10 protein-coding genes are annotated in these 13,566 nt (G+C 65.4%); 2 read left to right on the forward strand and 8 right to left on the reverse strand.

Annotated features, from left to right (window positions below; genetic code table 11):
- The 6 genes from M3465_RS13195 to M3465_RS13220 all read right to left on the reverse strand — a co-directional run bounded on the left by M3465_RS13195 (position 1) and on the right by M3465_RS13220 (position 7,378).
- Complete coding sequence (locus M3465_RS13195; protein WP_249502231.1) at positions 1–1,788, reverse strand: gamma-glutamyltransferase family protein; 1,788 nt, start codon at positions 1,786–1,788, stop codon at positions 1–3.
- 10 nt (positions 1,789–1,798) lie between these two features.
- Positions 1,799–2,698 (reverse strand): ABC transporter permease, encoded by a 900-nt coding sequence (locus tag M3465_RS13200; protein ID WP_249502232.1) that lies wholly within the window; start codon positions 2,696–2,698, stop codon positions 1,799–1,801.
- On the reverse strand, positions 2,695–3,642 hold the full coding sequence (locus M3465_RS13205; protein WP_249502233.1) for an ABC transporter permease: 948 nt from the start codon (positions 3,640–3,642) through the stop codon (positions 2,695–2,697). Before M3465_RS13205 ends, M3465_RS13200 begins: the two co-directional genes overlap by 4 nt.
- Positions 3,643–3,705: 63 nt before the next feature.
- Positions 3,706–5,217, reverse strand: coding sequence for an ABC transporter substrate-binding protein (locus M3465_RS13210; RefSeq protein WP_249502234.1), 1,512 nt, complete (start codon positions 5,215–5,217; stop codon positions 3,706–3,708).
- A 56-nt stretch (positions 5,218–5,273) separates the two neighbouring features.
- Complete coding sequence (locus M3465_RS13215; RefSeq protein ID WP_249502235.1) at positions 5,274–6,371, reverse strand: ABC transporter ATP-binding protein; 1,098 nt, start codon at positions 6,369–6,371, stop codon at positions 5,274–5,276.
- Positions 6,368–7,378 carry an ABC transporter ATP-binding protein gene (locus M3465_RS13220; RefSeq protein WP_249502236.1) on the reverse strand — a complete coding sequence of 337 codons (1,011 nt, stop codon included), beginning with the start codon at positions 7,376–7,378 and terminating at the stop codon, positions 6,368–6,370. Before M3465_RS13220 ends, M3465_RS13215 begins: the two co-directional genes overlap by 4 nt.
- A gap of 128 nt (positions 7,379–7,506) precedes the next feature.
- On the opposite strand from M3465_RS13220, the gene M3465_RS13225 reads away from it, so the two are divergent.
- Together M3465_RS13225 and M3465_RS13230 are read left to right on the forward strand one after the other, a co-directional pair.
- Positions 7,507–8,604 carry an HlyD family secretion protein gene (locus M3465_RS13225; protein WP_249502237.1) on the forward strand — a complete coding sequence of 366 codons (1,098 nt, stop codon included), beginning with the start codon at positions 7,507–7,509 and terminating at the stop codon, positions 8,602–8,604.
- 9 nt (positions 8,605–8,613) lie between these two features.
- Positions 8,614–9,648, forward strand: coding sequence for an FUSC family protein (locus M3465_RS13230; RefSeq protein ID WP_249502238.1), 1,035 nt, complete (start codon positions 8,614–8,616; stop codon positions 9,646–9,648).
- 35 nt (positions 9,649–9,683) lie between these two features.
- Here M3465_RS13230 and M3465_RS13235 read toward each other — a convergent pair whose 3' ends face one another.
- Both M3465_RS13235 and M3465_RS13240 read right to left on the reverse strand, forming a co-directional pair.
- Complete coding sequence (locus M3465_RS13235) at positions 9,684–11,186, reverse strand: nucleobase:cation symporter-2 family protein (protein WP_249502239.1); 1,503 nt, start codon at positions 11,184–11,186, stop codon at positions 9,684–9,686.
- A gap of 93 nt (positions 11,187–11,279) precedes the next feature.
- A complete protein-coding gene (locus tag M3465_RS13240) occupies positions 11,280–13,559 on the reverse strand; it encodes an NADP-dependent malic enzyme (RefSeq protein WP_249502240.1) in 2,280 nt (759 codons plus the stop codon).
- Between the last annotated feature and the right edge of the window lie 7 nt (positions 13,560–13,566).

A 13,566-nucleotide genomic window follows, 5' to 3' on the forward strand; every position in this document is an offset into this window, starting at 1 on the left:
TCAGCGCCCCACCGCGTAGGCCTGCATCAGGCGCGGGGTTGCCGCCGCCGACAGAACGCCGCCCGCATCGCGCATCGCCGCCGTCAGGCGCCCAACGGTCCAGGGATCGGCCACGGTGACCTTGTGGCCCTTGGCCTCCAGCGCCGCGATGGTGCCGTCTGTCACGTTCGGCTCGATCATCATCGCGCCCGGCATGACCGCGCGGGGGAAGAAAGACCCCTGGAAATGCATCGAATGAAAGAGCGGCGCGTCGATGCCTTCCTGAAGGCCCATGCCGTGATGCACGAAGCGCAGGAACCAGACGAGTTGCCACTGGTCTTGCTGATCGCCGCCCGGCGTGCCGAAGACCAGCGTCGCGCCGTCCTTTTCGGCCAGCGTCGGGGTCAGCGTCGTGCGCGGGCGGCGGCCCGGTGCGAGCGATGTGGGCAGCCCCTCTTCGAGCCAGAACATCTGCGCGCGGCTGTTGAGCGGGAAGCCGAGGCCGGGGATCACCGGGTTCGATTGCAGCCAGCCGCCCGAGGGCGTGGCCGCGACGCAATTGCCCCAGCGGTCGATCACGTCAAGATGGACGGTATCGCCCTTGCGGTCGGTCAGGTGCGCCATCGTCGGCTCTTGCGCGCCCACCCCGGCCACGCCGAAATCGCGCGCGGCGCGGTCGATATAGGCATCGGCCAGATGCTCGAAGCCCGGAACGCGGCCTGGTCGTTGGTCGAGCGATGCGGTCTCATCGATCAGCTTGGCGCGCTCGGCGTTGTAGGCGTCCGAGAGCAGATGCTCCATCGGGATCTCGCTATGGTCGGGATCGCCGTAATAGGCCTCGCGGTCGGCATAGGCGAGTTTCATCGCCTCGATCACGGTATGCACGAACTCCGCGCCCATCGGGTCCATCGCGGCGAGGTCGAAATGCTTGAGGATCGCGAGCGCCTGTAGCAGCACCGGACCTTGCCCCCATGGTCCGGTCTTGTAGAGCGTCCAGCCGTGATAATCGTAGCTTAGCGGCGCTTCGATCCGGGCGCGCCAATCGGCCATATCCTCGGGCGCCAGAACCGCGCGGTTGCGGCGTTCGGAGACATCATGCACCTCGGCATCCTTGAGATAGTCGAAGATCGCCTCGGCCACGAAGCCCGACGCCCATTCATCGCGCGCCGCGTCGATCTGGGCGATGCGGTCCTCGCCTGCGGCCTCGCCCGCCTCGACCAAACGGCGATAGGTGTCTGCCAGCGCTGGGTTGCGGAAGAGCGCCTGCGCCTTGGGAGTATCGCCGCCCGGTGTCCAGACCTCGGCGGAGCTGGGCCATTCGCGGGCGAAATACTCGGCCAGCCCGGCAATCTGATCGGCGACGCGGGGCAGCATCGGGTGGCCTTCACCTGCGTAGTAGATCGCCGGTTCCATCACCTCGCGCAGGCGCATCGTGCCGTGTTCGCGCAGCATCAGCATCCAGCCGTCGAACGCGCCGGGGATGACAGTGGCAAGAAGGCCGGAGCCGGGGATGAGGTCCAGCCCCTGCGCGCGGTAATGTTCGATCGTCGCACCAGCCGGGGCCGGGCCTTGGGCGGCGATCACGCCCTTGCCCGATTTCACCGAATGATAAACCGCCGGAAGATCGCCCGCCGGACCGTTCAGATGCGGCTCCACCACTTGCAGGACAAGGCCGGTGGCGACGGCGGCATCGAAGGCGTTGCCCACCTTCTCGAGGATCGCCATGCCGACGCTGGAGGCGATCCAATGCGTCGAGGTGACGACGCCGAACGTGCCGCGAATGTCTGGACGGGTGGTGAAAGCGGTCATGTGCGGTTCCTTACTGCTCGCGCGGGTCGAGCGCATCGCGCAGCCCGTCGCCCAAAAGGTTGAAGCCAAGCACCACGAGGAAGATCGCGATGCCGGGCCAGAGCGCCATCCAGGGCGCCTGGTTGAGAAAGTTCTTCGCCGTGTTCAGCATCGAACCCCAGCTTGGCGCGGGCGGCTGCTGGCCAAGGCCAAGGAAAGAGAGCGAGGCTTCGGCGATGATCGCGGTGGCGATGGTCAGCGTGGCCTGCACCAGCACCGGGGGCAGCACGTTGGGCAGGATGTAGCGCGACAGGATCTTGCGCGTCGGCAATCCGATGGCGCGGGCGCTGTCCACGTAGTCCTCGGCGGCGACGGACAGCACCTGCCCGCGCGTCAGCCGCACGAAAAGCGGCGTGGCCGAAATGCCGATGGCGATCATCGCATTGGTCAGCGATGGGCCGAGGAAGGCCGCGAGCGCGATGGCGAGGATCAGGAAGGGCGCGGCCAGCAGCGCTTCGGTGCAGCGGGAGATCACCGCATCGGTCCAGCCGCCGAAATAGCCCGCCATGATGCCGAACGGCACGCCGAGCGCCACGGCGATCAGCACCGAGACGACACCGGCCAAAAGCGACGCCTGCGCGCCCCAGATCATGCGCGAGAGCACATCGCGCCCGATCTCGTCGGTGCCGAGCCAATGCGCGGCAGAGGGGGCTTGCCGCACCGCGCCCCAATCGGTCGCCGCCGGATCGGGGATCGGCAGGAGCGGCGCAAGGATGGCGACCGCGACGAAGAACGCTACCAGCACACCGCCCAGCATAGCGCTGCGATGGGCGCGAAACTTCTTCCAGACGCGGTTTTCCGGGCGGTGGTCGAGCACCGGATCGTTCATGCTTTGCGCGTCGATGGTGATGGGGGTGGCAGGTTGGCTCATGCCTCATTCCTCAGACGGGGGTTCAGCAGCACATAGGCCACATCGGCCAGCAGGTTCATCACGATGAAGCCCACGGCAGTGACGAGCACGATGCCCTGAACCACGGCGTAATCGCGGTTGAAGACGGCATCGACGACCATCTTGCCGAAACCGGGAATGGTGAAGATCTGCTCGGTCAGCACCGCGCCGGCAATGAGTTCGCCAAAGAGCAGCGCCGACAGCGTGACGATGGGCGTCAGCGCGTTGCGGAAGGCGTGTTTGAGGATCACCTTGCGCTCGCTCAGCCCCTTGGCGCGCGCGGTGCGCACATAGTCCGAGGTCAGCACGGTGAGCATGGCCGAGCGGGTGTGCCGCATCAGCGTCGCCGCGAGCGCGGTGCCTAGCACGAAGGCGGGCATGAGCATGACCTGGATGGAGCGCCACGGGTCTTCGGCAAAGGGCACATAGCCCGAGGCGGGCAGCAGTTGCCATTTCACCGACACCAGAAGGATCAGCATGATGCCGAGCCAGAAATTCGGAATCGAAAGGCCGGACAATGCCACGATATTGGCGATGTAATCGGTCATCGTGCCCTTGCGCACCGCCGACAAGATCCCGGCGGGGATGCCGATGCCCATCGCGAAGATCATCGCCATCGCGGCAAGCTGGATGGTGACGGGCAGTTTTTCCCCGATCAGTTCCAGCACCGGCTGGTTGGTGCGCAGCGATATGCCCAGATCGCCCTGCAGCGCATTGCCGACCCAGTTGAGATATTGCACCGGCACCGGATCGTTCAGGCGGTATTTCTCGCGCAGGAATTCGATGACTTCGGGGTCGCGCTCTTCGCCCGCCATGGCGAGGATCGGATCGCCCGGCAGCAGCTTTTGCAGCGAGAAGACGAAGACCGAGATCAGCAGGATCGTCGGTATCGCGATCAGGACACGGCGCAGGATGAAAGAGAGCATGGGCGTGCTTTCGGCCTAGGGCAGGGTCGGCCGCGCGGGGAGCGCCCGCGCGGCCCGGTGGCGTTATTCGGCGTTCAGCGTGACGCCTTCGAGGCGCATCATGCCGTCGGGATAGGCGACGAACCCGTCCACCCCATCGGCCAGCGCGGTCAGCCAGGTCTGGTGATAGAGGTAAACGATGGGCAATTCGTCGTTCAGGATCGCGCGCGCCTCGTCATAGAGCTTCTTGCGCTCGGCGGTATCGCTGATGGTGCGCGCCTCGTTCAGAAGGCGGTCCACCTCGGCATTGGAATAGCCCGCATCGTTCAGCCCCGCGCCGGTGGTGACGAACTGGTGCAGGTTGCCGTCCGGGTCGATCCGGCCGGACCAGCCGACCTGGCTGCCGGTGAACTTGCCCGCCGATTGATCGTCGAGCATCGTGGCGAATTCCTTGGAGGTGATCTTGACGTTGATCCCCGCCTCGGAGGCCATCGACTGGATCACCTGCATCAGTTGCAGGTTCTCGGGCCGGTTCGGCACCTGCACTTCGAGATCGAGCCCGTTCTCGTAACCCGCTTCGGCCAGCAGCGCCTTGGCCGCTTCGACATCGCGTTCCGGCATGGGGAATTCGCTGTCATACCACGGGGATTCGGTGGAATAGGGCTGGTTCGCGGGGCGGAAATTGCCGTCGAACACCACCTGGTTGATGATGTCGCGCCCGATGGCGAGGCTGAACGCCTGGCGCAGCCGCTTGTCGTTGCCCCACGGGTTGTCGCCGCGCTCGCCATTACCGACGTTGAAGGTGATGCCCTGATAGCCAAGGGAGACCGCCTCTTTCACGTCGATCGACGGATCGTCGCTGATCTGTTTCAGGTCTGTCGCGGCAAGGCGGTCGAGGATGTGAATGTCGCCCGATTGCAGGTTGGCAAGCCGCACCGTCGTGTCGGGGATCGGCAGATAGGTCACGCTATCGAGGTTGATTTCGTCCGCGTTCCAGTAGCCGTCGAACTTGCTCAGGACGATCCGGTCCTGCGCGACGCGCTCTTCGAATTTGAACGGGCCGGAGCAGACGGGGTTGAGGCCGAAATCCGCGCCCGCCTCATCGGCGGCATCGGGCGAGATCATCATGCCCGCGCGGTCGGCAAGCTGCGCGAGGATGGTGGCATCGGGCTGCGCGAGGTTGATCTTGATCTCATACTCGCCCAGCACCTCGGTGCCGGAGACAGAGGACAGCTCGGACTTGCGGCGGCTTTCCTCCAGCGTGCGGCTGCGTTCGATATTGCGCGCGACCGCTTCGGCGTTGAAGGGGGTGCCGTCATGGAAGGTCACGCCTTCGCGCAGTTGCATGGTCAGGGCGGTGTTGTCGTCCGAAAAGCTCCAATCCGTCGCCAGTTGCGGGATGATTTCAAGTTCGGGCGTGATATCCACCAGCTTGTCGCAGAGCGCGGCGTAGACGATGCGGCCGACGAAGGTGCGCGACTGGTCCGGGTCGAGCACGTCGGCGTCGGATGCAAGGCCGATGCGCAGATCCTGTGCCTGTGCGCCCAGGGCCGTGGCGCCCAGAAGGGCGGCGGCGAGGGTGATGCGAAGTTTCATGTTGTCTCTCTCCTTTGTTGATGCGCCGGCCGCTTTCACGCGGCCTTGTTCGTGGTTTACGTCTCGGGCTCGCGCGGGCGGACCGGCGCACCGGCCAGAGCGTCCGCGTAAAGCGAAAAGCGGCTTTCGGCCGCGGCGCTGCGCGGCTCGGGCAGGCGGGCCGGGGCGCCGGTCTCGCTGGCGATCTCTTCGAAGAAATGGCACGCGGCGCGGTGATGCGGCCCCGCATCGCGCAAGGCCGGCACCTCGGTTCGGCAACGCTCGCGCGCGAAGGGGCAGCGGGTGTGAAACCGGCAGCCGGGGGGCGGATCGATGGGCGAAGGGGTTTCGCCGCTCAGCTCGATCTGCTGGCGTTCGATGCCGTATTCCGCTTCGGGAATCGCGGAGAGGAGCGCCATCGTATAGGGGTGCTGCGGCGTCTCGAAGATGCGGTCGCAGGGGCCTTCCTCGACAATGCCGCCGAGATACATCACCGCCACGCGGTCGCTCATGTGGCGGATGACGGCCAGATCATGCGCGATCACCACCAGCGTCAGGCCCAGCTGTTCCTTCAGGTCGGCCAGCAGGTTCACCACCTGCGCCTGCACGCTCACATCGAGCGCGGAGACCGGCTCGTCGCCAATGATGAGTTTCGGCCCGGAGGCAAGCGCGCGGGCGATGCCGATGCGCTGGCGCTGGCCGCCGGAAAATTCGTGCGGATAGCGGTTCGCGTGTTCCGGGCGCAGCCCGACCTGCGCCAAAAGCTCGGATACCTTGGCGCGGCGGTCCTTGGCGGACAGATCGGGGCGTTGCGTCTCAAGCGGCTCACCGACCAGCTTGCCGACGCTCATGCGCGGGTTGAGCGAGGAAAAGGGGTCTTGAAAGATGAACTGCATCTCGCCGCGCAGTTTGGTCAGATCGTCGCCGGAGATGCTTTCGATATGGCGGCCTTCGAAGAACAGCTCGCCGCTGGTGGGGGTGATGAGCCGCATGAGCATCCGCGCCAGCGTGGATTTCCCGCAGCCCGATTCGCCGACGATGGCCAGCGTTTCGCCCGGCTGGACGGAAAGCGACACGTCCTGCACCGCGCGCAGCGTGTCGGGTTTGCGAAAAAGCGTGCCGCCGACGCTGAAATGGCGGGACACGTTGCGCGCTTCGAGAATGGGATCGCTCATGCGGGGATCTCCAGCATCCGGTCGAGCGGCGCGAAATGGCACAGGGCGCTGTGGCCCATCCCGAACGTGCGCTCGGGCGGGGCGGTGGCGCAGACGGGTTGCGCAAAGGGGCAGCGGGTGGAAAAGCGGCAGCCTTCGGGCATCGTCTCGACCGTGGGCACTGTGCCGGGAACGGTCGTCAACCGCCGGCGCGGCCCGGTCAGGCGCGGCACGGACGACATGAGCCCGATCGTGTAGGGATGTTGCGGGTCGTTGAAGATACGCTCCACCGGGCCGGATTCGATGATCGTGCCGGCATACATCACCGCCACATCGGTCGCGATTTCGGCCACGACGCCCAGATCATGCGTGATCATGATGGTCGCCATGCGCGCCTCTGCCTGCAACTCGCGGATCAGATCGAGGATCTGCGCCTGAATGGTCACGTCGAGCGCGGTTGTCGGCTCGTCCGCGATGAGCAGCGCGGGATCGTTGACCAGCGCCATCGCGATCATCACGCGCTGGCGCATCCCGCCCGAAAGCTGATGCGGGTATTCCTTCATCCGCGCTTCGGGCGCCGGGATGCCGACCTTGCGCAACATTGCCAAAGCGCGGCCCTGCGCCTCGGACTTGGTGACGTTGTTATGGGCGATCACGGTCTCCGCGATCTGGTCGCCGATGCGGAAGGCCGGGTTGAGAGAGGTCATCGGTTCCTGAAAGATCATCGCCATCGAGGCGCCGCGCAAGTCGCGTAGCCGCTCGCGGTCCTCCAGATCGAGCGGTGCGCCCCGGAAGGTGATCGCCTCCGCCCGCGTTTCTGCCAGATGCGGCGGCAGAAGCCCCATCAGCGCAAGCGAGCTGACGCTCTTGCCGCAGCCCGATTCTCCGACGATGCACAGCGTTTCGCCCGGACGGACGGAATAGCTCACGTCCTTCAGCAGGTCGCGTTCGGTGCCCCGGAACCGCAGGCTCAGCCGCCGGACATCGAGAAGCGGGGATGTGTCGTTTTCAACCAATAGTCCAACCAATCGTGAATTGGTTGGACGTTAGGGAAGCCTGAATCGCACGTCAAGGCCGGTTTTGTGACGTGCCGGGCTTTCAGGATTGGCCGGTTTCTGTAAGTTGAGCCGGTGGGATAAGCGAAAAAGAGGGCCAGATGAGCGATTTGCAGACCGACACGGGAAAGACGCCGCGCAACCCTGCCGGGCCGGTGGCCCTTTTCGTGATCGCGCTGCTCGTGATCGGGGTCGTGCTTTATGCGCTGGCCGACCGTCGCGCGCCGGCCTCCTCGCGTGGGATCGTGTCGGCGCATGTCGTGCAGATCGCGCCGCGCGTGTCGGGCGAGGTGATCGCGGTGCATGTCGAAGATGACGCGCTTGTCGAGGCGGGCGATCCGCTCTTCTCGCTCGATCCGCGCCCGTTCGAGCTGTCCGTGGCGCAGGCGGAAGCGAACCTGACGACGACGGTGCAGAATATCGACGCCTCGGGTGCCTCGCTTCTGGCGGCGCAGGCGGCGGTGACGCAGGCGCGCACCGCACTGGAGACAACGCGCGCGCAGGCCGAGCGCACCTTGCGGCTCGAGGAACGCGGCATCGCGTCTTCAGCGCAGGGCGATACCGCGCGCCAGCAGGTCGCGGAGGCCGAGGCGCGGCTGGCGACGGCGGAGGCGAATCTGGAAAGCGCGCGCAAGCAGCTTGGCGCGCAGGGCGAGGATAACCCGGCCATCGAGGCCGCGCAGACGCAGCTGGAGCGTGCGCAATACGATCTGGCGTCCACCACCGTCACCGCGCCGCATCGCGGGGTGGTCACGAATGTCATGTTGTCCGAAGGCCAGTTCCTCGGGGCGGGGCAGGCGGCGCTGACCTTCATCGACGCCGATGCCGCGTGGGTTACCGTCGATCTGCGCGAGAACCAGTTGCAGCTGGTCGAGCCGGGCGATCCGGTGAAACTTCTATTCGATGCCGCGCCGGGCCGGATTTACGACGGGCGCGTGCAGAGCATCGCCTGGGGCATCAATCCGGGTCGCAATGTGCAGGGCGGGCTGGTGGTGAACCAGCCGACGAACCGCTGGTTCGAGCCGGCGCGGCGGATTCCCGTCAGGGTCGAGCTGGCCGGCGGGCTGGATGCGTGGCCGGAGCAGGCGCGCGTCGGCGGCAAGGTTCACGCGCTCATCCTCGCGGGCGGCGGCGGGCCGATCGCGTGGATCGGGCAGGCGCTGCAACGGCTGCGCGCCTACACCAGTTTCCTGCATTAGGGCCGCGCCATGTATGTCACGCCGCGCCCCAGCCCTGTTGACGATCCGCTCTATGCGATGCGGCTCGGTCTGACCGGGACGCTGGCCTATCTGGCGATCCCGATCCTCAACCCGGCGCTGCCGCCGATCATCGCTGCGCTGCCCGTGGGTCTGATCGCGGCGCAGCGCAAGGCGTTCAACCCGGCCAAGATGATCGCCGCGCCCATCGTGATGATCGTGTTGACGGCGCTCATGACCTGGCTGGTCGAGCAGATGCGCCCGATGCCCGCCGTCTATGTCGGGGCGATGTGGCTGATCTATTTCATGGCCTTCCGCGAGATCCTGCGCACCGGCGCGCCGCTGGGGATGCTCATCATCATCGTGGCGGTGCTGATGTCGGTGATGGGAATGCATGGCAGCGCCACGGTCGAGGCGATGCGCGACAATTTCATGATGGCCGCCATCGTCGCTTTCGTGGTGGGGCCGATCGTCTATCTGGTGTTGCCCGCGCGCACGGCGGAGAAGCACATCGATGAGCCTGTGCCGAGCCCCGGCAACATCAATATCGGCGCGGGCATCCGTGCCAGCGTGCTGCTATTGCTGAGCTTCTGGCTTTATGCCGTGATGCAGCCGGCTGACATGATGATGGCGATGGTGGCCGCGATGGTGATCGTCTTTCCCACCCGCACCCGCGTCTGGGACGAGGCGATGCAGCGCGTCCGCGCCACCTTCTACGGCGTCGGAATCGCGGCGCTGATCCTCTTTGCCTTCACCTTTTCGCAACATCTGCTGCCGGTGCTTTGCATGCTCTTTCTGGCGGGCCTCTATCTGGGGCAGAAGATGTTTTACGGCCGCCATCCCAGCATGGTCTATCAATACGCCTATTCGGTGGTCCTGTCGCTCGTCGCCGGCGCGCTGTCGACGCAGGATGCGGCCTATTCCAGCTTCACCCGCATCGCATTGACCATTGCCGGGGCATTTTCCGCCGCCGCGCTGGTGGCATTGCTCGATCTGTGGACGCGCTGGTTCGAGGCGCATGAAACGCAAAACGCCCCGGCCGTGTAAGCCGGGGCGCTCGCATGTGTCAGGCAATGGCTGGCTCAGTGGCCGCCATCGGATTGCTCCGCCGCGTGACGCAGCTCTTCCTCGCTCATCTCCCGCGCGCCGTTGAACACGATGTTCAGCGCCACGGCAGAGATCGCGGCGAGCAGGATGCCGGAGTCGATCAACGGCTCGATGGCATGCGGCAGGTGCATGGAGAAGCGCGGCGCGATCAGCGGGATCATCCCCATGCCGAGCGAGATCGCCACGATCAGACCGTTGAAGCGGTTGGTCTTGAAATCCACCGCACCGAGGATGCGCACGCCCGTCGCGGCGACCATGCCGAACATCACCAGACCCGCGCCGCCCAGAACAGCGACCGGGAGCGCTTCGACCAGCGCGCCCATTTTCGGCACGAGGCCCAGCACGATCATGATCGCGCCGCCCGCGACGCAGACATAGCGGCTGCGGATGCCGGTGACGCCGACAAGGCCGACGTTCTGGCTGAACGAGGTATAGGGAAAGGTGTTGAACAGACCGCCGATCACCGTGCCCAGACCATCGGTGCGCAGACCGGCGGAGAGCGACGGGCGCTCGACCTTCTTTTCGCACATCTCGCTGAGGGCGAGGAACATGCCGGTGGATTCGATCATCACGACGATCATCACCAGCGTCATGGTCAGGATCATGATCGGATCGAAGATCGGCACGCCCCAGCGCAGCGGCGTGATAAAGGCGAACCACGAGGCCGTGCCGACATGGTCGAAATGCATCACGCCCATGATCGCGGCCAGCACGCCGCCGACGACAATGCCGCAAAGCACCGAGATATTGGCCAGAAAGCCGGTGAAGAACTTCATGATCAGGATGATCGTGAGCAGCACGATGCCCGAGATCGCCATGTTCTTGACGGTGGCGTAATTCTCGTTCTCGAGCGTGGGCGCAACGCTCAGCCCGCGCGGCACTTCGGGAACGACACCGCCGCCGAGCGCCTTGACCTGATCGAGCCATTCGGCATGGGCCGGGTCCACCACGGTCGGCGCGGTCGGGCCGACGGGCAGGCCGAAGATCCAGTTGATGCCGACGCGCATGAGCGTCACGCCGATCACGAGGATGATCGTGCCGGTCACGACGGGCGGAAAGAAGCGCAGCATCCGGCTGACGATGGGGGCGATGAGCATGGCGATGATGCCTGCGCCGATGATCGCGCCGAAGATCATCCGCGCGCCTTCAAGGCCGGGGTTGGACGCCGCGATCGACACCATCGGTCCGACGGAGGCGAAGGTCACGCCCATCATCACCGGCAGCTTGATGCCGAACCATTTGGACATGCCGAGCGACTGGATCATCGTCACGATGCCGCAAACGAAAAGGTCGGCCGAAATCAGGAACGCAACCTGTTCAGGGTTGAGGCCCAGAACACGGCCGACGATGAGAGGCACCGCGATGGCGCCGGCATACATCACCAGGACGTGCTGCAGCCCGAGGGTAAACAGCCGTGCCGGTGGCAGTATTTCATCGACGGAATGTCGGGTTTTTACGTTGGTTGTTGCAGTTGTCATTCAATAAGTCCTCCTCCTCGAGGCCCGGATTGACGCTCCGGAATGGCGGGTTGTTGGTGGCGGGCAGGGGGAGCCGCCCGCCGGATTTTCGTGTCAGCCGTAGCTGGAGACATCCGAGCCGGCGAGCGCCGCGATGTTCAGAAGTCCGCGTGGTGTGACGCCGGGGGTGACGATATGGGCCTTGTTGCCCATGCCCATCAGGATCGGGCCGACTTCCAGCCCGCCCGCGGCGCATTTCAGAAGGTTCCGCGCCGCACCGGCGGCATCGGTATTGGCGTAGACGAGCACATTTGCGCGCCCCTCCAGCCGGTTGTTCGGCAACAGCCTCTCGCGCAGGTCCGGATCGAGCGCGGCATCGGTGTGCATTTCGCCCTCGTATTGAAAGTTGCGCGTTTCGCTATCGAGGATGTCCAGCGCCCCGCGCATGACCTGACCGGATTTGCAGGCGTTGTTGCCGAATTGCGAGCCCGAGCAGAGCCCGATCTTCGGATCGAGACCGAAACGCCGGACATGCCGCGCGGCGGCGATCACCGTCGCGGCCAGGCTCTCGGCGGTCTGCTCGATATTGACATGCGTGTCCGCGACGAAAAGAGGGCCTTCGTCGAGGATCATCAGCGAGAGCGCGGCAACCGGCGTTTCGGTCTTCGTCTCCAGCATCTGGCGGACATAGTTCAGATGCCAGTGATACTGGCCCACGGTGCCGCAGATCAGGCTATCGGCATCGCCGCGATGCACCATGACCGATGCAATCGCGGTGGTGTTGGTGCGCAGCACCGCCTTGGCCAGATCGGGGGTGACGCCGCGGCGCTGCATCTGCGCGTGATAGCTCTGCCAATACTCGCGATACCGCTCGTCGCTTTCGGGGTTCACCACTTCGAAATCGCGCCCCGGCTGAATCGACAGCCCCTCGCGGTCGAGCCGCTGGCGGATCACGTCGGGGCGTCCGACGAGGATGGGCGTATCGCTCGATTCCTCGATCATCGCCTGCGCGGCGCGCAGCACGCGCTCGTCCTCGCCCTCGGCAAAGACGATGCGGCGCTTGGACTGGCGGGCCGCGTCATAGACGCCCCGCATGATGAGCGAGGATTTGAACACCTGCGCTTCGAGGCTCTGGCGATAGGCGTCGAGATCGATCTGCCGGCCAGCCGCGCCGGAGTCCATCGCCGCGCGCGCCACCGCGACCGCGATGGTCGGCAAGAGGCGCGGATCGAAGGGGCGGGGGATCAGGTAGTCCGGGCCGAAAGTCAGCCGCTCGCCCTTGTAGGCCTCGCCGACCTCGGCGCTGGTGGTCTGACGGGCCAGCGCCGCGATCGCCTCGACACAGGCGAGCTTCATCTCGTCGTTGATGTCCTTGGCCTCGACATCCAGCGCCCCGCGGAAGATGAACGGAAAGCACAGCACGTTGTTGACCTGATTTGGATAATCGCTGCGCCCCGTGGCGATCATCGCGCCGGGGGATGCCTCGCGCGCAAGATCGGGCATGATCTCGGGCACGGGATTTGCCAGCGCGAAGATGATCGGGTTCTCGGCCATGTTGCGCACGCTCTCGGGTTTGAGCAGGCCGGGGCCGGACAGGCCGAGGAACATATCGGCGCCGTTCAGCGCCTCGGTGATGGTCAGATCCTTGTCGGCATTGGCAAAGAACATCTGTTCGGCGCAAAGATCGGTGCGGCCCGGATGCAGAACGCCGTCCTTGTCGAAGATGGCGATGTTTTCGGCCGGAACGCCCATCTTGTGCAGCATCGTGTGGCAGGCCACGCCGGCCGCACCTGCGCCCATGCCGACGACGCGGATATCCTGCGGTTTCTTGCCGGCGATGCGCAGCGCGTTCGTGGCGGCGGCGGCGACCACGATGGCGGTGCCGTGCTGATCGTCGTGAAAGACCGGGATGTTCATCTTCTCGCGGCAATAGCGCTCCACGATGAAGCAATCGGGCGCCTTGATGTCCTCAAGGTTCACCGCGCCGAATGTGGGCTCAAGGCGGCACACCACCTTTGCCAGTTCCTCGGGGTCCAGTTCATCGACCTCGATGTCGAAGCAATCGATCCCGGCGAATTTCTTGAAGAGGACGGCCTTGCCCTCCATCACCGGCTTGGAGGCCGCTGCGCCGATATTGCCGAGCCCCAGGACGGCCGTGCCGTTGGTGATGACGGCGACGAGGTTGCGCTTGGCGGTGTAGCGGGTGATCGCCGCCGGATCGGCCGCGATTTCGGTGCAGGCTTCGGCCACGCCGGGGCTGTAGGCGCGGGCCAGATCGCGGCCCGTTGCCATCGGCTTGGTCGGCCGGATCTCCAGCTTTCCGGGGCGTGGAAATTCGTGATAGTTCAACGCCGCCTGTCGTTCGGTTTCTTTCTTTCCGTCATCGAGGGCCATGACGTCC

This window comes from Marivita sp. GX14005, from assembly GCF_023370775.1.
Lineage (GTDB): Bacteria > Pseudomonadota > Alphaproteobacteria > Rhodobacterales > Rhodobacteraceae > Marivita.